Origin of the sequence: Streptomyces chrestomyceticus JCM 4735 (genome assembly GCF_003865135.1) — a bacterium.
Classification (GTDB): Bacteria; Actinomycetota; Actinomycetes; order Streptomycetales; family Streptomycetaceae; genus Streptomyces; species Streptomyces chrestomyceticus.
Window position 1 is genome coordinate 4,356,338 of the sequence record NZ_BHZC01000001.1, and the last position, 20,406, is coordinate 4,376,743.

Annotated in this window: 16 protein-coding genes and 1 pseudogene; 3 read left to right on the forward strand and 14 right to left on the reverse strand. The window is 72.7% G+C overall.

The window, feature by feature from the left end:
- Positions 1-37: 37 nt before the first annotated feature.
- The 3 genes from tmk to topA all read right to left on the reverse strand — a co-directional run bounded on the left by tmk (position 38) and on the right by topA (position 6,741).
- Entirely contained in the window at positions 38-3,373 is a 3,336-nt protein-coding gene (gene tmk / locus EJG53_RS18515) for a dTMP kinase (RefSeq protein ID WP_125045779.1), read from the reverse strand.
- Positions 3,374-3,564: 191 nt separating this feature from the next.
- Positions 3,565-3,825, reverse strand: coding sequence for a hypothetical protein (locus tag EJG53_RS18520; protein ID WP_125045780.1), 261 nt, complete (start codon positions 3,823-3,825; stop codon positions 3,565-3,567).
- Between the two features lie 18 nt (positions 3,826-3,843).
- Positions 3,844-6,741, reverse strand: coding sequence for a type I DNA topoisomerase (gene topA, locus EJG53_RS18525; protein ID WP_125045781.1), 2,898 nt, complete (start codon positions 6,739-6,741; stop codon positions 3,844-3,846).
- A gap of 540 nt (positions 6,742-7,281) precedes the next feature.
- On the opposite strand from topA, the gene EJG53_RS18535 reads away from it, so the two are divergent.
- Complete coding sequence (locus EJG53_RS18535) at positions 7,282-7,692, forward strand: DUF2752 domain-containing protein (RefSeq protein WP_174856423.1); 411 nt, start codon at positions 7,282-7,284, stop codon at positions 7,690-7,692.
- A 114-nt stretch (positions 7,693-7,806) separates the two neighbouring features.
- Here the strand turns inward: EJG53_RS18535 and EJG53_RS18540 are convergent, their stop codons facing one another.
- From EJG53_RS18540 to bldG, 7 genes and pseudogenes are all read right to left on the reverse strand, one after another.
- Positions 7,807-8,208 (reverse strand): hypothetical protein, encoded by a 402-nt coding sequence (locus tag EJG53_RS18540; protein WP_125045783.1) that lies wholly within the window; start codon positions 8,206-8,208, stop codon positions 7,807-7,809.
- Between the two features lie 269 nt (positions 8,209-8,477).
- Positions 8,478-8,669 (reverse strand): hypothetical protein, encoded by a 192-nt coding sequence (locus EJG53_RS18545; RefSeq protein WP_125045784.1) that lies wholly within the window; start codon positions 8,667-8,669, stop codon positions 8,478-8,480.
- A gap of 186 nt (positions 8,670-8,855) precedes the next feature.
- Positions 8,856-10,405: pseudogene (locus EJG53_RS18550) on the reverse strand (DUF7059 domain-containing protein).
- A 336-nt stretch (positions 10,406-10,741) separates the two neighbouring features.
- Positions 10,742-11,323, reverse strand: coding sequence for a hypothetical protein (locus tag EJG53_RS18555; RefSeq protein ID WP_032928534.1), 582 nt, complete (start codon positions 11,321-11,323; stop codon positions 10,742-10,744).
- Between the two features lie 204 nt (positions 11,324-11,527).
- A complete protein-coding gene (locus EJG53_RS18560) occupies positions 11,528-13,924 on the reverse strand; it encodes a sodium-translocating pyrophosphatase (RefSeq protein ID WP_125045785.1) in 2,397 nt (798 codons plus the stop codon).
- Between the two features lie 1,023 nt (positions 13,925-14,947).
- Positions 14,948-15,421, reverse strand: coding sequence for an ATP-binding protein (locus EJG53_RS18570; RefSeq protein ID WP_125045787.1), 474 nt, complete (start codon positions 15,419-15,421; stop codon positions 14,948-14,950).
- Between the two features lie 108 nt (positions 15,422-15,529).
- On the reverse strand, positions 15,530-15,871 hold the full coding sequence (bldG, locus tag EJG53_RS18575; RefSeq protein WP_004571875.1) for an anti-sigma factor antagonist BldG: 342 nt from the start codon (positions 15,869-15,871) through the stop codon (positions 15,530-15,532).
- A gap of 55 nt (positions 15,872-15,926) precedes the next feature.
- Here bldG and EJG53_RS18580 point away from each other — a divergent pair, with 55 nt between their 5' ends.
- Together EJG53_RS18580 and EJG53_RS42565 are read left to right on the forward strand one after the other, a co-directional pair.
- Positions 15,927-18,374 carry a DEAD/DEAH box helicase gene (locus tag EJG53_RS18580; RefSeq protein WP_125045788.1) on the forward strand — a complete coding sequence of 816 codons (2,448 nt, stop codon included), beginning with the start codon at positions 15,927-15,929 and terminating at the stop codon, positions 18,372-18,374.
- A 19-nt stretch (positions 18,375-18,393) separates the two neighbouring features.
- Positions 18,394-18,720, forward strand: coding sequence for a hypothetical protein (locus EJG53_RS42565; protein WP_244955205.1), 327 nt, complete (start codon positions 18,394-18,396; stop codon positions 18,718-18,720).
- Between the two features lie 359 nt (positions 18,721-19,079).
- Here the strand turns inward: EJG53_RS42565 and EJG53_RS43635 are convergent, their stop codons facing one another.
- The 4 genes from EJG53_RS43635 to EJG53_RS18605 all read right to left on the reverse strand — a co-directional run bounded on the left by EJG53_RS43635 (position 19,080) and on the right by EJG53_RS18605 (position 20,368).
- Positions 19,080-19,193 carry a cupin domain-containing protein gene (locus tag EJG53_RS43635; protein WP_307721691.1) on the reverse strand — a complete coding sequence of 38 codons (114 nt, stop codon included), beginning with the start codon at positions 19,191-19,193 and terminating at the stop codon, positions 19,080-19,082.
- 222 nt (positions 19,194-19,415) lie between these two features.
- Complete coding sequence (locus EJG53_RS18595; RefSeq protein WP_125045789.1) at positions 19,416-19,811, reverse strand: Rv3654c family TadE-like protein; 396 nt, start codon at positions 19,809-19,811, stop codon at positions 19,416-19,418.
- Entirely contained in the window at positions 19,789-20,109 is a 321-nt protein-coding gene (locus tag EJG53_RS18600) for a TadE family type IV pilus minor pilin (RefSeq protein WP_280526776.1), read from the reverse strand. The genes EJG53_RS18595 and EJG53_RS18600 overlap by 23 nt, the downstream gene beginning before the upstream one ends.
- A gap of 70 nt (positions 20,110-20,179) precedes the next feature.
- Positions 20,180-20,368, reverse strand: a complete 189-nt coding sequence (locus EJG53_RS18605) for a DUF4244 domain-containing protein (protein WP_371858802.1) — start codon at positions 20,366-20,368, stop codon at positions 20,180-20,182.
- Positions 20,369-20,406: the final 38 nt, after the last annotated feature.

Consider the following 20,406-nt stretch of genomic DNA (forward strand, 5'->3'; position numbering starts at 1 on the left):
GCTCACCTGTTCACGGGCCGTCGCCCGGCTGCCGGTCTCAGCCCCGGCGTCCCCGTCGGCCGCGTCCCTGCTGTTCGTCCTCGTCCTCGCGCGGGCCGAGGAGTTCGTCGGCCAGTGTCGGCAGGTCGTCCAGCGGGGTCTCCTCCGCCCAGGCCGGGCGGCGGCGCGGTGCGGGCTGGACCGGTTCGCCGGTCGCCGGGTCGATCTGCGGGAGTTCCCTCGTGCGTTCCACACCGGAGACGTGGGAAGTGTGGGAGGCGCGGGAAGTGCCGTGGCCTCCTGGGCCACCGGACGCGCCCCGCTCCCCCGTACGGCCGTCGTGCTCCTTGCGGAACATCCACTCGGGCACCCGGTCCGCCGGGTCGTCCCCGCGCCGTGCCTCCTCGCGCTCCTGCCAGCCGTGGTCCGCCTCGGGGCGTACGGGCGGCAGCACCGCGGTCTCGTCGGCGGCACCCGGGGCGTCGTCCCGGTGCTGCGGGAGGACGGTGGTCTCCTCGGCGTCCGAGGACGGGGAGGAGGACGCGGAGGAGGAAGAGGACGCGGACGAGCGGGGCGGCGTATCCCGCTCCGTACGGCCGTACTGCTCCCGCTCCGTACGCCCGTGCCGCTCCAGCCCCGCCATCGGCGTCTCCGTCGTCGGCGCCTCCGCGGCCTCCGCCGCCCTGGCCGCCTCTTCCCGGGCCTTGCGCGCGGCCTCGGCCTCCTCCTCGGCCCGGGCTTCCGCCTCGGCCTTGGCCTTGGCTTCTGCCTCGGCCGCGGCTGCCAGGCGAGCCTGCTCGGCGCGCAGCAGTGCCTCTTCGGCCTTGCGCTGCTTCTCCCTGCGGCGTTCCTCGGCCTCCGCGCGCAGCCGGGCCTCTTCCTCGGCCCGCTTGCGCAGGCGTTCCTGTTCGGCCTGGCGCGCGCGCTCTTCGGCCTCGCGGCGCTGGCGCTCCTCCTCGGCGGCCTGGCGGGCCTCCTCGGCGCGCTTGCGGGCTTCTTCGGCCTGGCGGGCGGCTTCGCGGGCCTTGGCCTCTTCGATCTCGCGGCGCTTGCGCTCTTCCTCCTCGGCGCGGAGCTTGGCGAGCTGCTCCTGCCGTTCGCGCTCCTTGCGCTCCTCCTCGGCCTTGCGCGCGGCCTCTTCCTCGGCCTTGCGGCGGGCTTCCTCCTCGGCGGCCTTGCGGGCCTCTTCCTGGGCCTTGACCTCGGCCTCGGACAGCGGGAGCACCTGGTCGAGGCGGTGGCGTACGACGGTGGTGACGTCCTCCGGATCCTGGCCGGCGTCCACGACCAGGTAGCGCGCCGGGTCGGCGGCGGCCAGGGTCAGGAAGCCGGAGCGGACGCGCTGGTGGAACTCGGCCGGCTCGGACTCCATCCGGTCCGGCGCCTCGGTGAAGCGCTCGCGGGCGGTCTCCGGGGAGACGTCGAGGAGCACGGTCAGATGCGGTACGAGGCCGTCGGTGGCCCAGCGGGAGATGCGGGCGATCTCGGTGGGGGCGAGGTTGCGGCCCGCGCCCTGGTAGGCGACGGAGGAGTCGATGTACCGGTCGGTGATGACGACCGCGCCCCGTTCGAGGGCGGGGCGGATCACGCTGTTGACGTGCTCGGCGCGGTCGGCGGCGAACATCAGCGCCTCGGCGCGGTCGGAGAGGCCCGAGGTGGACACGTCCAGGATGATCGAGCGCAGCCGCTTGCCGATGGCGGTGGCGCCCGGCTCGCGGGTCACCACGACCTCGTGGCCCTTGCCGCGGATCCAGGCGGCGAGCGCCTCGACCTGGGTCGACTTCCCGGCGCCGTCGCCGCCCTCCAGGGCGATGAAGAAGCCGGTGGGGGCCGGGGCCTGGTCGGGGTCGCCGCCGCGCAGCGCCTCGCGCAGGTCGCGTCCGAGGGGGACGCCCTGCCGGTCGTCGACCTTGCCGAGCACCCAGGCGGCGACCGGCAGCAGCAGCGCGCCGACCAGCATCAGGGTGAAGGCCGCGCCACCGTGCGAGAAGACGTTCTTGTCGCCTGCCAGGTGGTGCGGGCCGATGGCCCCGGCGAGCAGCGGCGCGACGATGACGGCCAGCGCGACCACGAGTCGGACGACCGCGTGCAGGTGATCGGTCGTACGGGCCGAGCGGGACGCTTCGGTCTCCTGGTCCAGGAGCGTGTGGCCGGTGTTGGCCGCGACGCCCGCCGCCACTCCGGCGAGCAGCGTCAGCAGGACGACGGTGGTGGTGTCCGGTACCAGCCCGGCCGCCAGCAGGGCCAGGCCCGTGACGGCCACGGCGAGGGCCAGCAGACGGCGCCGGGACAGCGCGGGCAGCACCTTGCGCGCGCCGCGGATGCCCGCGACCGGGCCGCCGCTCAGGCCGAGGACCAGCAGCCCGAAGGCGACCGGTCCGCCGCCGAGATCACCGGCGTGCAGGACGGCGACGGAGACGGCCGCGGCGATCGCGCCGGCCACCGCCGCGCAGGCCAGGACCAGCAGCGGTACGGCGTTCGTACGGCCGCGGTCGACGCCGCCGTCACCCTTGGGGCGGCGCAGGCCCTCCAGGGGGGAGCGCGGGCGCGGGGTCTGCGTACCGGGGAGTTCGAGGAAGTACAGGATCGAGATGGAGGCGGCGAAGAGGCCGGAGGCCACGTACGAGGCGAGCGCGGCCTGGTGGTCGGCGAACCAGCCGATGCCGTTGGCCAGCAGCCTGCTGACCAGCGCGACGACGATCAAGCCCGCGGCAGCCAGCGGCAGCGAGACGAAGGCGGTGCGCAGCGACAGGCGGCGGAGCGCGTCCAGGTTGTCCGGCAGCGGGCGGACGGACGGGCCTTCGGCGCGGTCCCCCCGGTCTGATGAGGACGGGGCCGGAGCCGGGGGCGGGGCGGGGAGCAGTCCGGGCGCCGCGCTCTCCCGCGCGACGGTCCAGAAGCGCTCGGCCACGCCGCCGACGAAGACCGTCACCAGCAGCCAGATCAGCGCCGTGTCAGGGGTCCAGTCGATCCACAGCGGGGCCACGACCAGCAGCGCCAGCCGCACCCCGTCCGCGCCGATCATGGTCCAGCGGCGGTCCAGCGGGCCGGACGGCGCGGTCAGCGCGGACAGCGGGCCCAGCAGCACCGCCCCGGAGAGCAGGGTGGCCAGCATCCGGGCCGCGAAGACGGCGGCGACGGCCAGGGCCGCGCCGCGGTAGCCGCCGCCGAAGGCCGCCTGGCCGCCGAAGGGTACGTACACCGCCGCTTGCAGCGTCAGCAGTACGAGCACCAACAGGGCTAGGGCATCGCCGATCGCCCCGACGAACTGTGCGCTCCAGAGCCGCTTCAGTGGGGGGAAGCGGAGCAGGGCTCGCACGGCGCGCTCGCGGGAGTCCGCGACGAGGGCGCCGGATGTGGGGGTCACGACCGTAGGGAGCTCGGCACGCGTCATCCCGCCAGCCTATCGGCCGGATATGACAGGTCCAGCTTCCACCCGAACACACGGGCGGGTGGTTTGGGAGCGTGTCGGTGCGGTTCGGCCGGGTCGTGGCGCCCGGCCGGTCCCGAAGATTCGTGCCGGCTGTCGAACGGCACGGCTCGGTCGCCGAGCGGTCAGCCCTCGTGCGGTACGGCGTCGAACGGTCAGCCGTCGAGCAGTACGGCGTCGAAGATTTCGATCATTACGACGACGAGCAGGCCGCGCGCCAGGACGTATTCGACGAGGAGGCCCGGTGCCACCTGGGCCTTCCGGTTGTCCTCGTGCGTGCCGACATGAGCCGTGGCCCGGTGGTACGGATCGAGCGCGAGCCTGGTCAGCCCGCGTTCGAACAGATCCCGCCGCTCGGGAGCCATGGCGTCCGCCGTCGCCTTCGCCTCGACGGTGTAGGTGACGCGGTACGCCATGGCGCTCCCCCTGCTCGGCTACTCCGCGCTCTCCGTGGCCGCCGCCGTCTTCTTGGCAGCCGCAGCCGTGGTCTTCTTGGCGGCCGTCGTCTTCTTGGCCGTCGTGGTCTTCTTCGCAGCCGTCGTCTTCTTGGCGGCCGTCTTCTTCGCCGGGGCCTTCTTCGCGGCGGTCTTCTTCGCCGGGGCCTTCTTCGCGGCGGTCTTCTTCGCCGTCGTCTTCTTGGCCGGGGCCTTCTTGGCGGTCTTCTTCTTCGCCGGGCCCTTCGCGCGCTTCTCGGCGAGCAGCTCGTACCCGCGCTCCGGCGTGATCGTCTCGACGTCGTCGTCCCGCCGCAGCGTCGCGTTGGTCTCGCCGTCGGTGACGTACGGGCCGAAGCGGCCGTCCTTGACGACCACCGGGCGCTCGCTGACCGGGTCGGTGCCCAGCTCCTTCAGCGGCGGCTTGGCGGCGGCCCGGCCGCGCTGCTTGGGCTGCGCGTAGATGGCGAGGGCCTGCTCCAGCGTGATGTTGAAGATCTGGTCCTCGCTCTCCAGGGAGCGCGAGTCGGTGCCCTTCTTCAGGTACGGGCCGTAGCGGCCGTTCTGCGCGGTGATCTCGACGCCCTCGGGGTCCTTGCCGACGACGCGCGGCAGCGACATCAGCTTGAGCGCGTCGGCGAGGGTGACGGTGTCCAGGGACATCGACTTGAAGAGCGAGGCGGTGCGCGGCTTGACCGCGTTCTTGCCGGTCTTCGGGGTGCCCTCGGGCAGGATCTCGGTGACGTACGGGCCGTAGCGGCCGTCCTTGGCGACGATCTGGTTGCCGCTCTCCGGGTCCATGCCCAGCTCGAAGTCGCCGCTCGGCTTGGCGAGCAGCTCCTCCGCGTACTCGACGGTCAGCTCGTCGGGCGCCAGGTCCTCCGGCACGTCGGCGCGCTGGTGGCCCTCGGCGTCCTTCTCGCCGCGCTCCACGTACGGGCCGTAGCGGCCGACCCGGAGCATGATGCCGTCGCCGACCGGGAAGGAGGAGATCTCCCGGGCGTCGATCGCGCCGAGGTCGGTGACCAGTTCCTTCAGGCCGCCGAGGTGGTCGCCGTCGCCGTTGCCCGCCTCGGAGGCGGCGCCGGCCGCCTCGCCCTCGCCGAAGTAGAAGCGGCGCAGCCACGGCACGGACTGGGCCTCGCCGCGGGCGATGCGGTCGAGGTCGTCCTCCATCTTGGCGGTGAAGTCGTAGTCGACGAGCCGCCCGAAGTGCTTCTCCAGGAGGTTGACCACGGCGAAGCTCAGGAAGGACGGCACCAGGGCGGTGCCCTTCTTGAAGACGTAGCCGCGGTCCAGGATGGTGCCGATGATCGACGCGTAGGTCGACGGGCGGCCGATCTCGCGCTCTTCCAGCTCCTTGACCAGCGTGGCCTCGGTGTAGCGGGCCGGGGGCTTGGTGGCGTGGCCGTCCGCGGTGATCTCCCGCGCGGTCAGCGGGTCGCCCTCGGCGACCTGCGGCAGGCGGCGCTCGCGGTCGTCCAGCTCGGCGTTCGGGTCGTCGGCGCCTTCCACGTACGCCTTGAGGAAGCCGTGGAAGGTGATGGTCTTGCCGGAGGCGCTGAACTCGGCGTCCCGGCCGTCGGCCGACCGGCCGCCGATCTTGACGGTGACGGAGTTGCCGGTGGCGTCCTTCATCTGGGAGGCGACGGTGCGCTTCCAGATCAGCTCGTACAGCTTGAACTGGTCACCGGTCAGACCGGTCTCCGCCGGGGTGCGGAAACGATCACCCGAAGGCCGGATCGCCTCGTGCGCCTCCTGCGCGTTCTTGACCTTGCCGGCGTACGAGCGCGGCTTGTCCGGCAGGTACGCGGCGCCGTAAAGCTGCGTGACCTGGGCGCGGGCCGCGGAGATCGCGGTGTCCGAGAGGGTCGTGGAGTCCGTACGCATATAGGTGATGAAGCCGTTCTCGTACAGCTTCTGCGCCACCTGCATGGTGGACTTCGCGCCGAAGCCCAGCTTGCGGCTGGCCTCCTGCTGGAGCGTGGTCGTACGGAACGGGGCGTACGGGGAGCGGCGGTACGGCTTGGACTCGACCGAGCGGACCGCGAAGTCGGTGTTCTCCAGGGCGGCGGCCAGCGCGCGGGCATTGGCCTCGTCCAGGTGCAGGACGTCGGCGTTCTTCAACTGGCCGTTGGGGCCGAAGTCACGGCCCTGGGCGACGCGGCGGCCGTCGACCGACGACAGGCGCGCGGCCAGGGTGGACGGATCGCTCGCGTCGCCGACCCGGCCGGTGGAGAACGTGCCGGTCAGGTCCCAGTACTCGGCGGAGCGGAAGGCGATGCGCTCGCGCTCCCGCTCGACGACGAGGCGGGTGGCCACCGACTGCACACGGCCGGCCGACAGCCGCGGCATGACCTTCTTCCAGAGGACCGGCGAGACCTCGTAGCCGTAGAGGCGGTCGAGGATGCGGCGGGTCTCCTGGGCGTCGACCAGCTTCTGGTTCAGCTCGCGCGGGTTGGCGACGGCGGCCCGGATCGCGTCCTTGGTGATCTCGTGGAAGACCATCCGGTGGACCGGGACCTTGGGCTTGAGGATCTCCTGGAGATGCCAGGCGATGGCCTCGCCCTCGCGGTCCTCATCGGTGGCGAGGAAGAGTTCGTCGGACTCGGCCAGCAGCTCCTTGAGCTTCTTGACCTGGTCCTTCTTGTCACTGTTGACGACGTAGATCGGCTGGAAGTCGGCGTCGACGTTCACGCCGAGGCGGGCCCAGGGCTCGCCCTTGTACTTCGCCGGGACCTCCGCCGCGCCGTTCGGGAGGTCGCGGATGTGCCCGACGCTGGCCTCGACCACGTAGCCGGGGCCGAGGTAGCCCTTGATCGTCTTCGCCTTGGCAGGCGACTCGACGATGACGAGTCGGCGGCCGCCGCCCTGTGCGGTCTCGCTGGTCGGGGACAACTTCGCTCTTCTCTCCGGTCGACGCTGGGGGTAACCCCCGGGCCGGAGCTCTGGGGGACACTGCGGTGACGCTTGACGCTGCGGAGTGTGACGGTACATCCCGCCCTCGTGTCAAACGGAAAAACCCCGCAACGCCACTCGAACGGTAACCCGACTACATGCCTTCATGCCGCCCGGACCGGACACGGGCCGGTGCCGGAGGCGGTGCCGAGGCCGGTGCGGACCCGGCCCCTGGCCGGTCGGCCCGCAGGCGGCGCCGACCGGGCGGCCGGTGGCCGTATCCGTTCTCACCCCGTACTGTCCCCTCTCGACCGTGTCCTCTCACCCCGTGCCGCCGTCCTGGCCGGAGCGGGGCGTGAAGTCGCCGGTGCGCATGAGGTGACGGGGGCGGCTTGAGCAGCCGGGACGGTAGCTGGGATGTCTGGAGTGGCTGGTGGGTCTTCGTGGGGCAGGAGCCATGGCCCGGGCAAAGCGTTTTTGTCCTGAATCAGGGCAACTACGCCAGGTCGTCGAACCGGGCCCCGGCACGGTGAGCACGCCGTGAGCACCCCCTCCTCCCCCACGGCCGTACGGAACGCGACGCTGCGCCGCGCGGCGGTCGCCGTCGGCGTCGGCGCCCTCGGCGCGGTGTATCTCTGGCACACCGATCCGCACGAACCGGGGCAGCTACTGCTTCCGTGTCCGTTCCGCTGGGCGACCGGGCTGCTCTGCCCGGCGTGCGGCGGGACCCGGATGGCGTACGACCTGATGCACGGCGACCTCGTGACGGCCTTCCACGACAACGCCGTCCTGCTGGTCCTGGGCGTGCCGGCCGTCGCGTACATGACCGGCCGATGGCTGTACGCGGGGCTGCGCGGGCGCCGGTTCCGGGCCCGCCTCGGGGCGCGCGGCAACGCCGTCGTCCTCGGCGTCGCCGCCGTCTGGATGCTGGTGCGCAATCTCACGGGCTGAGCGGACGTTCCGCCCCCGTGGGCGCCGCCCGTACGCGAACGGCCGCCGGGCGCGCCGCGGGGGAAGCGGCGCGCCCGGCGTACCGTGCGTCCTGGTGGTGCCCTACGGCCCGCTTCAGCGCACCGTGACCGTGATCACCGGGGAGACCGTGCCGCCGCCGGCGATCCGCAGTTGGTTGACGCCCTTGATGCCCAGCTTGACGCGGAGCGAGTAGGCGCCGGTCTTGTTGGTGGTGACGCTCGCGGGCAGCGCGACCCACTTGGCGCCCTGCTTCTGCTGGACGGTGACCTTGGTGCCGGCCTTGATGCCGGTGGAGGTGCCGGAGATCCGGAACTCCTGCCACGCCTTGACCGAGTTGGTGCTGGCCTTGGCGGTGAGCGCGGCCTTCTGCGTGGCCTTGGCGGCCACGGAGTGGGCGGCCGGGGACGCGGGGGCCGCGGAGGCGGCGGCCGCGGTCCCGGCGACGAGCGCGGCGCTGAGAACACCTGCGGCGGCGAGGCGGTATGCACGGTTCATGACGTGTTCCTCCCTGTTGGGCCGGTTGATGGCCTTCACTCAGGAACACGGGCAGATGGCCGTTCCGGTTGCTTCACGGGCGAGTGGTTTTGCGCGTGTTTTTTCTGGTGGGGTGTGAGTGAACAGCCTGTGGGTGCAATGCAGTTGAGCGCACAACGAAAAGGGTGGCGGGCCGGGCGACGGGCGCTTCTGGTGAAGACGGCAAGGGAGGGCGGCGCGTTCCCTCGGGGGCTTACGGATGCGCCCGGGGTGGCCCGTCCCGTCCGTGTCTACAGCAGCAGCCAGCACCCCGTCCCCAGGAACAGCACGCCGAAGAGCAGCGCCAGCGTCGTACCCGCCGACCGGCTCACCCCGTCGGCGACCGGCTCCCCGGCCCGTACGCACACGCCCGTCCACACCAGCAGGCCGGCGCCGAACAGCGCGAAGGCCACCCCGGCGAACGCCTCGGGACCACTCTCCATGCGGGCAGCGTGGCACTCCCGGGCGGCGCGGCGGCGAACCCCGGGTGAATGCCGCCCGTACGGCATCGCCGCCGCCGGGCCGGCCGGGGGCGGGCCGGGCGGGGGCGGGCCGGGCGGGGGCGGGCCGGGCGGGGCCTCTGTGGAGCCCTCTCGGCCAGGCCCCCGTCGCCCCGCCGGCCCGCGCCCTCAGTCCTTCCCGGTCTCCACCGGCTCCAGGAAGCCCTGCTCGACCAGGGTCCGGATCGCGTCCGGCGTACGGTCGCGCAGCAACACCGGGTCCTCGCCGACCAGTTGCGCGATCGCGTCGAGGATGCGTCCGGCGGGCAGCGAGCCGTCGCAGACCCCGGCGAAGCCCGCGCCGACCGTGTCCACTTTCGTGGCGCGCCGCATACCGCGGTTCTGCCGCAGGACCACGTGCTCCGGGTCCTCGGCGCCGGGCAGCCCGACCTGCTCCTGCACGACCTCGTCGGCGAGCCGGAAATGGCCGGCCAGCAGGGCCGCGTCGTCCGTGGCGCGCAGGTAGTCCTGGCGTTCGAAATGCTCGACGACCGCGCTGCCCAGCGGCTGCTCGACCGGGTGCGGCCACTCCTCGACCGTGATCGACGGGTCCGCCGCGCCGGACTTGCGCAGGGTGATCCACCCGAAGCCGACGGCCTTGGTCCGCCGGGCCTCGAACTCCTCCAGCCAGGCGTCGTAGCGCGCCGCGTACTCCTCGGGGCCCGTACGGTGGTCGCCGGCGTCCCGCAGCCACAGCTCCGCGTACTGCGTCACGTCCTGGACCTCGCGCTGCACGATCCACGCGTCGCAGCCGCGCGGCACCCAGGAGCGCAGCCGGTCGCGCCAGTCCTCGCCCTCGACGTGCTGCCAGTTGGCGAGGAGCTGGCAGTACCCGCCGTCGTTCAGGTGGTCAGCGGCCTGCTGGACGATGGTGCGGCACAGGTCGTCGCCGCCCATGCCGCCGTCCCGGTAGGTCAGCCGGGCGCCCGGCGAGATCACGAAGGGCGGGTTGGAGACGATCAGGTCGTACGTCTCCTCGCCCACCGGGTCGAACAGCGAGCCCTCCCGCAGGTCGGCGGCGGGCGCGCCGGACAGCGCCAGCGTCAGCCCGGCGATCCGCAGTGCCCGCGGGTTCAGGTCCGTGGCCGTGACCTCGGTCGCGTACGGGGAGGCGTGCAGCGCCTGGATGCCGGAGCCGGTGCCGAGGTCGAGGGCCTTGGCGACGGGGGTGCGGACCGTGAGGCCGGCCAGGGTCGTGGACGCGCCGCCGACCCCGAGCACCAACTGGGCGCGGTCCACGCCGGCGGCCTCCTCGGCGGCCCGGACGCCGCCCGCGCCGCCGACCGCGCACCCGAGGTCGGAGACGATCCACCAGTCCTGGCCGTCGGGGCCGCCGTACGGACGCACGTCGACGCTCGCCCGGACCTCGTCGCCGTCGCGCACCAGCCAGCCGTCGGCGAGGCAGTCGTCCACCGGCAGCGCGGCGGCGGCCCGGCCGTACGGCACCGGGCGCTGGAGCAGGAAGAGCCGCACCAGGGTGGCCAGCGGGCCGTCCCCCGGGTCGCGCGGAGCGCCGGGACGGTCTCGCTGCGGGCCAGCGCGGCGTAGGCGGGCGCGCCGAGCAGCTCCAGCAGGCCGTCGGCGGTGAACGCGGCGGCGCGCAGCGCGTCGCGCAGCCGGGCCGTGCGGGCGGCGGAATCGGGGTCTCGAAGGTCTGCGGTGGGGAGGTGCGTACTCACGGTCCCATTGTCAGGCCAACCACTGACAAACGGCCACGGCCCGGCCGCGCCGCGGCCAACGGGTCAGGGCCACCGGGTCACGGCGGGCGGTGGACGGCGCGGCGGGCAGCGGGGCGGGCGGTCGACGACGGGGCGGGCGCGGCCGACGGAGCCCGACGGCGTGTCGGCCACGGGCCCGGGCACGGGCCCGCCGTGTCCCACGGCGTGTCGCCTGCGGTCCGGCCGCGCCTGACGGCGTGTCGGCCGCGCCCGGGACGCTCGTGGGCACCCATGGTGGCCGAGCCCGCCGACCCCGCGCGACGGCCGTCCGCAACGTGCGGCCGTCGCGCCTCTCGGCTACTTCTTCGGCGCGGCCGACCCGCCGCCCTCGGTGGCCTTCTGGTTCTGGCAGCCGGACTGCCCGGCCATCGCCTTCTTGACGTCGCCGGACTCCAGCTTGCTGAACGCCTGCTCGCTCTTCTTGTTGAGCTTGTTGATGCCGTCGGACAGCGACCGCAGGCCGTCCGCGAACTTGCCCTTGTCCCCGGTGTCCAGGCCGTCGACCTGCTTCTTGAGGTCGGCGTAGCCCTTGGAGAGGTCGTTGAGCTCCTTGACCGCGTTCTTCTGGGACTCCTCGCCGCCGTCGGCGGGCGGCGCGCCGGCCTGGTCGAGCGACTTCGCCAGCGACGCGTAGGCGTCGGAGATCTGCTGGAACGCCTTGGAGTCGGCCTCCTGGACCTTCTTGGAGTCGGTGCCGCCGCTGTCGGCCGTCTGCATGGACGTGTTGGCGTCCTGGATCTTCTTGAACTGGGCCTGGGCGGGGTCGCAGAACTTCTTGGCCCAGGCGTCGAGCTTATTGTCACCGTCGTCGCTGCAGCCGGTCAGCGCGAGCATCAGTGCCGCGCCGCCGGACAGCGCGGCCACAAGCTTCTTCTTCACCGGATTGGTCCCTTCCATGGCTCTCGGCCCCGGAACATACACGTCCGAGGGCCCCCGGCCATGAGCCGGTCGGTCCGTACGCCCCTCATTGCAGCCATTTGCACCAAGCCCTGTGACGCGGCCGGGCGCACAGCAGTGCGGGCGGAGCGCGCGCTCAAAGCACGCCCTCCGCCCGCCCGTTGAGCGGCGCGGACGCCCCGCCCGCTAGGAGACCACCGCCGGGTCGGCGGTCTGCGCCACCTTCCCCGAGTTGTTGTCTTCGTCACCCACCGCGATGCCGCGGCGCTTGGAGACGTACACCGCGCCGACGATGACCGCGATGGCCAGTGCGGCGACCACGATCCGTACGCCGATGCTCTTGTCCGCGCCGTAGCTGAACTTCACGACGGCCGGCGCGATCAGCAGCGCCACCAGGTTCATGACCTTCAGCAGCGGGTTGATCGCGGGGCCCGCGGTGTCCTTGAACGGGTCGCCGACCGTGTCGCCGATGACGGTCGCGGCGTGCGCCTCGCTGCCCTTGCCGCCGTGGTGGCCGTCCTCGACCAGCTTCTTCGCGTTGTCCCAGGCGCCGCCCGAGTTGGCGAGGAAGACCGCCATCAGGGTGCCGGTGCCGATGGCGCCCGCGAGGAACGAGCCGAGCGCGCCGACGCCGAGCGAGAAGCCCACGGCGATCGGCGTGAGCACCGCCAGCAGGCCGGGGGTGGCCAGCTCGCGCAGCGCGTCCTTGGTGCAGATGTCCACGACACGCCCGTACTCCGGCTGCTCCGTGTAGTCCATGATCCCGGGCTTCTCACGGAACTGCCGCCGCACCTCGAAGACGACCGCGCCGGCCGACCGGGACACCGCGTTGATCGCCAGCCCCGAGAAGAGGAAGACGACGGAGGCGCCCAGCACCAGGCCGACCAGGTTGTTCGGCTGCGAGATGTCCAGGCTCAGGCCCATGCCCCGGGCGGCGTCGCCGACGTCCCGTACGGCCGTGGCGATCGCGTCCCGGTACGAGCCGAACAGCGCGGCCGCGGCCAGGACGGCCGTGGCGATGGCGATGCCCTTGGTGATGGCCTTGGTGGTGTTGCCGACGGCGTCCAGGTCGGTGAGGACCTGCGCGCCGTCGCCGGTGACGTCGCCGGACATCTCGGCGATGCCCTGGGCGTTGTCGGAGACCGGGCCGAAGGTGTCCATCGCGACGATCACGCCGACGGTGGTCAGCAGGCCGGTGCCGGCCAGCGCCACCGCGAACAGGGCCAGCATGATGGACGTGCCGCCCAGCAGGAACGCGCCGTACACGGACAGGCCGATCAGGACCGCGGAGTAGACCGCGGACTCCAGACCGATGGAGATCCCGGAGAGCACCACCGTCGCCGGGCCGGTCAGGGAGGTCTTGCCGATGTCCCGTACGGGCCGCCGGCTGGTCTCCGTGAAGTAGCCGGTGAGCTGCTGGATGAGCGCGGCCAGCACGATGCCGATGGCGACCGCCACCAGGGCCAGCAGCCGCGGGTCGCCGCTGCGGGCCAGGATGGCGGGGTCCGTGACGCCGGACAGGTCGGCGTACGAGGACGGCAGGTACGTGAAGACCGCGACCGCCACCAGGACCAGCGAGATGGCCGCGGAGATGAAGAAGCCGCGGTTGATGGCGGTCATGCCGCTGCGGTCGGAGCGCCGGGGCGCCACCACGAAGATGCCGATCATGGCGGTGACCACACCGATGGCCGGGACCAGCAGCGGGAAGGCCAGGCCCGAGTCGCCGAAGGCGGCCATGCCCAGGATGAGGGCGGCGACCAGCGTCACGGCGTACGACTCGAACAGGTCGGCGGCCATGCCGGCGCAGTCGCCGACGTTGTCGCCCACGTTGTCCGCGATGGTCGCGGCGTTGCGCGGGTCGTCCTCGGGGATGCCCTGCTCGACCTTGCCGACGAGGTCGGCGCCGACGTCCGCGGCCTTGGTGAAGATGCCGCCGCCGACCCGCATGAACATCGCGATCAGCGCGGCGCCGAGTCCGAAGCCCTCCAGGACCTTGGGCGCGTCGACCGCGTAGACGAGCACCACACAGGACGCGCCGAGCAGGCCGAGCCCCACGGTGAACATGCCGACCACGCCGCCCGTACGGAAAGCGATCTTCATGGCCTTGTGCGAGACGGCGGTGAGATCCTTTTTCGCCTCGCCCTCGCCCGGCGTGGCTTCCCGGGCGGCAGCGGCGACGCGCACATTGCTGCGCACCGCCAGCCACATCCCGATATAGCCGGTGGCGGCCGAGAAACCGGCGCCGATCAAGAAGAAGACGCTGCGCCCGGCGCGCTGCGTCCAGTTGTCCGCGGGAAGCAGCATGAGCAGGAAGAACACCACCACGGCGAATACGCCGAGGGTGCGCAACTGCCGGGCGAGATAGGCATTCGCGCCTTCCTGCACGGCGGCGGCGATCTTCTTCATGCTGTCGGTGCCCTCACCGGCGGCGAGCACTTGCCGCACCAGTACCGCCGCGACGGCCAGTGCCGCGAGCGCCACGACGGCGATCACCAGCACCATGCCGCGGTTGCCCGACGTCAGCGATGGCTCGGCCAGGTAAGAGGGGTGTTCCAGCAACTGAGGGGTGTAAGGCCCCGCCATTCGTCCTCCTTGACGTTTGGCACATGGGCGCGCGGATGCACGCTCAGGCGTCCTGAGCAAAGTTGTGGACGGATTGTAGGTAGCGGCACCAGATCAAAACAGGGCGCCTCAAAGGGAATTCGCCGGTGGCGGCCGAGATCGTTCGAAGAACGGACGGAGACCGGACAGAGATCAGGCGAAGAAGCAGCGAAGATCGAAAATTCCGGGGCCGTAGCCGGGCCGCCGCAATTCGCCTGGACGAATGAATGTGAATAATTTGCTGACAACCGAATGATGATCTCAGGGTCCTACCTAACGCCGCTGCTCACGGCGCCGGGAACGAGCGCCGCGTGGCCCGTCCGGACCGCCGTCGGGCCGGGGCCGGGGCGGCGGGCGCCGGACGGCGCGGAGCCCCGTGAGGAGGCGGCGGTGCGCCCGGCCGTCCTGCGGGGTGCCGGTGGCGCCGCTGGCAGGGTCCGGCGGCGGTACGGGGACGGTGGGCGCCGGGCGGCGCCGGTGCCTCCGTACCGCCACGGAAGTACGCACTCCGGTAGGGGCCGCGCGGCCCTGGGACGACGGCGGACCGTACGTCCGGTACGGCCGGGTGGGGAGGCGGAGGAGCCGGGCGCGCGGGGCCGGTGGGTGCGGGGAGCCCGCTGGGCACGAGCGGGCGGATGTGGCCTGAAGAGAGGGGTGGGGGTGACCGGCCCCCGGGTGGCCGGATGGTGAGCCCCGGTCACGGCAGGCCGCACGAAAGAGTTGGGGCGCGTACGGCTGAATGGGGCGTGCGGGGGTGAGGGAGCGCACGGAAGGGGTGTGAAAGGGCGCGAGAGGGCGGAGCCGGTTTTTCTGTGGGGCGGGTGGGGCGGGCGGGGGTGAGGGGCCGCCACACGTGAGCCCGTAGTGCGTCGCGGCAGCCCGCAGGCGCTACGGCGCGCGCCGCCCGCTACGGGGGCGTGGGCGTGGGCAGCACGGTGACGGGACCGCCGATCCCGACGGCAGGACAGCCCGTACGGCAGCCGACCCGTACGGCAGGCCGGGCGTCTACGGAAGCACCGGCGCCGGCGTCGTGGGCCAGCTCATGCGGATGAGGCCGCCGGTCTCGCCGGAGGTCACCTCGACGTCGTCGACCAGCCCGCTGATGACCGCGAGGCCCATCTCGTCGTCGCTCTCGGCCGCGTCGCCGTTGTCCGAGACGGGAGCGCCGGGCAGCGGCTCCCCGTCCAGACCGCGGACGCCGGGCACCGCCCCGGCACCCGCCGGGCTCCCCGGGACCTCGTCGCCCACCTCGATGGAGAACTTCTTCTCGTCCTCGACCAGGGCGACCCGTACCGGGGCCGTGATGTTGTTGGTGCGGTGCAGCCCCACCGCACGGGTGCACGCCTCACCGACGGCGAGCCGGACCTCGTCCAGCACGGCCTCGTCCACGCCGGCCCGCCTCGCCACGGCAGCCGCGACCAGTCGCGCGGTGCGGACGTGCTCGGGAAGGGCGCTGAAGCGGAGTTCGACGGTGGCCATGCCATCCCCCTCGGTATGCGGGCGTGCAACGCAGGGGGCCGGACCGCCAAGCCCGGTTCCCCCCACTGCTTCCAACCCCCGCGCCGCGGCGCGGGGACCGGCAAGCCGTCAGTCGGTGGCTGCGACGGCTTCGTCGACCGAGGTGTGAATCGGGAACACCTTGGTCAGTCCGGTGATACGGAAGATCTTCAAAATGCGCTCCTGGTTGCAGACCAGGCGCAGCGAGCCCTCGTGGGCACGCACCCGCTTGAGCCCGCCGACCAGAACGCCGAGCCCCGTGGAGTCCAGGAAGTCGACACGCTCCATGTCCACCACGAGGTGGTAGCTTCCGTCGTTCACGAGCTCGACCAGCTGCTCCCGCAGCTTGGGCGCGGTGTATACATCAATCTCGCCACCGACCTCGACGACCGTACGGTCGCCAACGGTCCGGGTCGACAGGGACAGGTCCACGGATCCTCCAGCACCTTGCTATCGAGCGGTCGCCCCCCATGGATCGGCAGCCGCGATGGCATTCAATCACTTACCAGCAGGCGTGCACGACGCCTTGTGCGCATTGTCCGTCACACCGGTGACACACTCGGTGCCGATGGCCTCCAATCAGCTGCCCCCGGACGGGGGCACCAGCCCCTCCCCGCGCACGGTCCTGGACCGTCTCACCCAGGGGGCGTCCCGCGCTACGCGCATCACTCATACGGAGCACTTGCCCCCACGCATCGGCAGCCATGCGGAATGGCCCGCACGGATCCGTCCGGAGGTGCTGGAGGCCGTCCGCGCCGCCGGGATCGCCCACCCGTGGACCCATCAGGCACGTACCGCCGAGCACGCCCTGCGGGGCGAATCGGTGGTCATCGCCACCGGCACGGCGTCCGGGAAGTCGCTCGCCTACCTGGTCCCGGTGCTGTCCGGGCTCCTGGACGGCTCCGAGGCGCCGAACGGACGCGGCGCCACGGCCCTGTACCTCGCGCCCACCAAGGCGCTCGCCGCCGATCAGCGGCGCGCCGTCGGCGAACTCGCCGCGCCGCTCGGTACCGCGGTACGGCCGGCCGTGTATGACGGCGACACGCCGGTCGAGGAACGCGAATGGGTGCGCCAGTACGGCAACTACGTCCTGACCAACCCCGACATGCTCCACCTGGGCATCCTCCCGGCCCACCCCCGCTGGTCCTCCTTCCTGCGCGCCCTGCGCTACGTCGTCATCGACGAGTGCCACAGCTACCGGGGCGTCTTCGGCTCGCACGTGGCCCAGGTCGTCCGCCGCCTCCGGCGTGTCTGTGCCCGGTACGGCTCCGAACCGGTCTTCCTGCTGGCCTCGGCCACCGCCGCCGAACCGGCGCGGGCGGCCGGGCGGCTGACGGGCCTGCCTGTGGCCGAAGTCACGGAGGACGCCTCGCCGCGCGGCGAGGTGGTCTTCGCGCTGTGGGAGCCGCCGCTGACGGAGCTGCACGGCGAGCAGGGCGCCCCTGTACGCCGTACCGCCACCGCCGAAACCGCCGACCTGCTGACCGACCTCGCCCTCCAGGAAGTCCGCACCGTCGCCTTCGTACGGTCGAGGCGCGGCGCCGAACTGATCGCCCTCATCGCGCAGGAGCGGCTGGGGACGGTCGCACGGGCCCTGGCCCAGCGGGTGGCCGCCTACCGGGGTGGCTACCTGCCCGAGGAACGGCGGGCGCTGGAGCGCGCGCTGCACACCGGCGACCTGCTCGGCCTGGCCGCCACCACGGCCCTGGAGCTGGGCGTGGACGTCTCCGGGCTGGACGCCGTACTGATCGCCGGATACCCGGGCACCCGCGCCTCCCTGTGGCAGCAGGCCGGGCGCGCGGGGCGGGCCGGGCAGGGCGCGCTCGCCGTCCTCGTCGCCCGGGACGACCCGCTGGACACCTACCTGGTGCACCATCCGGAGGCGCTCTTCGACCAGCCCGTCGAGTCCACCGTGCTGGACCCGGACAATCCGTACGTGCTCGCCCCGCACCTGTGCGCGGCCGCCGCGGAACTTCCGCTCACCGAGGACGACTTCTCCCTGTTCGGCCCCGCCGCCCCGGGCCTCCTCCCGTCCCTGGAGGCCCGCAAGCTGCTGCGCCGCCGCGCCAAGGCGTGGCACTGGACCCGTCGCGAGCGGGCCGCCGACCTCGCCGACATCCGCGGGCAGGGCGGCTCGCCCGTACAGGTCGTGGAGTCAGGCACCGGCCGTCTGCTGGGCACGGTGGACGCGGCCGCCGCGCACACCACCGTCCACACCGGCGCCGTACACCTCCACCAGGGCCGTACGTATCTGGTCGAGCACCTGGACCTGGAGGACGACGTGGCCCTCGTCCAGGAGGCGAACCCGCCGTATTCGACGACCGCGCGCGACACCACCGCCATCGCCGTCCTGGAGACCGAGACGGAGGTCCCGTGGGGCGACGCGCGCCTGTGCTTCGGCTCGGTGGAGGTCACCAACCAGGTCGTCTCCTACCTGCGCCGCCGGCTGATCACGGGCGAGGTGCTGGGCGAGACCAAGCTGGACCTGCCGCCCCGTACGCTGCGCACCCGGGCCGTGTGGTGGACCGTCACCGAGGACCAGCTCGACGCGGCCCGGGTCAATCCCGAGCAGCTCGGCGGCGCCCTGCACGCCGCCGAACACGCCTCCATCGGCCTGCTGCCGCTCTTCGCCACCTGCGACCGCTGGGACATCGGCGGCGTGTCCCTCCCCCTGCACCCCGACACCCTCCTGCCCACCGTCTTCGTCTACGACGGCCACCCGGGCGGCGCGGGCTTCGCCGAACGCGCCTTCCACACCGCCCCGGAGTGGCTCGCGGCCACCCGCAAGGCCATCGCCTCCTGCGAGTGCGAGGCCGGCTGCCCGTCCTGCATCCAGTCGCCCAAGTGCGGCAACGGCAACGACCCGCTCCACAAACGAGGCGCCGTACGCCTCCTGACCGAACTCCTCAAGAACGCGCCGAAGCCGGCTCCCTGAAAGCCCGAAGAATCACCTCATGACCGTTTTCCTCTGTGCCAAGTGCGGCCACACCCTCACCCCGGACCTGCGGCGGCTGCCCGCCGTCCCCGACGTGTCGACGCACGACAAGGACCGCGACAGGGAGACGGGGCTCGCCCCCTCCACCGTGCCGCCGGGCCACTATGCGATCGACCCTGAGCCGTGGGGCGCTCCGTTCGAGCCTGCCGGGGGCGGTCGCGGGGGCGGTGGTGGTGGCGGTCGCGTCATGGACGATCGTGCCCTGCTCATGCCGCCCGGTATGGACGACATGGTCTCCGCCGGCCCCCCGGAACACAGTGATCGTCCACCCGGACGACACACCTGACCTCCGCCGGACCGCCGTCCCCGCCGGCCACCACGGCTGCTGCGGCCCGTTGGGCACGGGCGGCCGCAACATGGCGTGCACCTGCGGGACCCTCATCGCCACTCTCGCGGCCGACTGCATGGGCCCGTACGAACTGCACCTCGATCCGCTGCGTGTGTACGGCTATGAGGGGGTGGGGTTGGAGGGGTAGGGCAGGGGCGAGGGCTGGGCTGGGGGGGAGGGCTAGGCAGGGGGCGGCGGGGGTGGGCTTGGGGACGGGGCCGGAGGTTGTTGCCGGGCTTACTTCCCCCTCCCCTCCCCCCACCCCACCCCCGCCTCCTCCACCTCCGTCCCCGTATTCGCCTCCGTCCCGTCCCCGTCTACGTGTCGAGGATCACCAACCTGCCGCGGCTTCCCGCGCGGACCGCGTGTGTCACGTCCGCCGGGACCAGGTACAGCTCTCCCGGCCCCACCGAGACGTCCACGCCGCCCACCGACAGCTCCAGCCGCCCGTCGAGCGCGAACAGCGCCTCGTCCGTCCCGTGCGCTTCCTTCCCCCGGCAACTCGTCCATGTGCAGCACCTTCACGCGGGCCGCGCCCACCTTCCCCAGGATGCAGGAACCCCACGCTTCCGGCAGCGCGGCCGCCGTTTCCCATACGTCGATCGCCTTCACGGCATGCCTCCCGGGGCGGCGCCGGCCACTGCTGCCAGGCACTACTGCCGTGCAGGGTCGGCCCGTTCGGGTATCGGTTCGGCGGCCCGGCCCGTTGTCGCCGCCGGGCCCGCCCGGGAGCGGATGTCCGGGGCGAACGGTCCGCCACGGGCCCGGGCCGTGACGTCCGCGATGTCGCCCCGAACGGTGCAGCGCACCAGGTGAGCGTCTTGCGCGGCCGCCACCTCCCGGGCGGCTCGGCAGGCGGCCGGGGCGCCCTGGAGTGCGGTGTCCGCCGCCGCCAAGGCCGCCAAATCCGCTGCGGCGCCCGCGCGATGGCGTGTCACGACCACCTGGGCCATGGCGATCACCACCGCGAACACCGTGCACAGCGCCATCGCCGCGAACACCGCCCACACCGTGGCCGATCCCTCATCACCCCACCGTCTCCTCCGCAAGAGCCGTCGCCTCCCCTCGAAGCGTCAGCGTCAACGGGCCGACGCCGGGTGACGCCGCCTCGACCCGTACGCGCACCAGATCACCTCGCCTATCCAGCGTCACCCGCGCGCCCTTCGGGGCCGCGTCGCGGGCCACCGCGCCGACGGCCGCCGGTGGTTCCGACCGGGCTGCCGCCCGGGCCCCGGCACGTGCCGCGTCCACGCACTGGATCTGCGCGCAGGCGGCCGCCAGCCCCCATAGGAGCAACCCCGTGAACAGCACCAACGCCGGGATTGCCAGGGCCGTCTCCGCCGTCACATAGCCCCGGTCGCGGTCGCGAGTGCGATCACGTCCGCGGCTGCGATCACGGTGACGGCCGTAGCCGTCGTCAGACCTGGACACCGAGGGCCTTCCCGATCACCGCGCGCAGCGCCGCTTCCACCGCGTCGCCCGACAGCACCTTGTAGAGCACGGCCGCAGCCGCACACGCCGCCAGGGTTCCCAGGGCGTACTCGGCCGTGGTCATGCCCCGGTCTGCGCAGGCCCTCTCCCGTACGGCCGCAACGCGTCGCTCCAGCCACCTTCGTACGAACATCTCTTCCCCCTCGAACTTGA

What these genes read in the sequence shown, in the direction of transcription:
- tmk (WP_125045779.1), bottom strand. Translation starts at nt 3,373, where the DNA reads ATGACGCGTGCCGAGCTCCCTACGGTCGTGACCCCCACATCCGGCGCC.
- EJG53_RS18520 (WP_125045780.1), bottom strand. Translation starts at nt 3,825, where the DNA reads ATGGCGTACCGCGTCACCTACACCGTCGAGGCGAAGGCGACGGCGGAC.
- EJG53_RS18540 (WP_125045783.1), bottom strand. Translation starts at nt 8,208, where the DNA reads ATGAACCGTGCATACCGCCTCGCCGCCGCAGGTGTTCTCAGCGCCGCG.
- EJG53_RS18545 (WP_125045784.1), bottom strand. Translation starts at nt 8,669, where the DNA reads ATGGAGAGTGGTCCCGAGGCGTTCGCCGGGGTGGCCTTCGCGCTGTTC.
- EJG53_RS18560 (WP_125045785.1), bottom strand. Translation starts at nt 13,924, where the DNA reads ATGGCGGGGCCTTACACCCCTCAGTTGCTGGAACACCCCTCTTACCTG.
- EJG53_RS18570 (WP_125045787.1), bottom strand. Translation starts at nt 15,421, where the DNA reads ATGGCCACCGTCGAACTCCGCTTCAGCGCCCTTCCCGAGCACGTCCGC.
- EJG53_RS18580 (WP_125045788.1), top strand. Translation starts at nt 15,927, where the DNA reads ATGGCATTCAATCACTTACCAGCAGGCGTGCACGACGCCTTGTGCGCA.
- EJG53_RS42565 (WP_244955205.1), top strand. Translation starts at nt 18,394, where the DNA reads ATGACCGTTTTCCTCTGTGCCAAGTGCGGCCACACCCTCACCCCGGAC.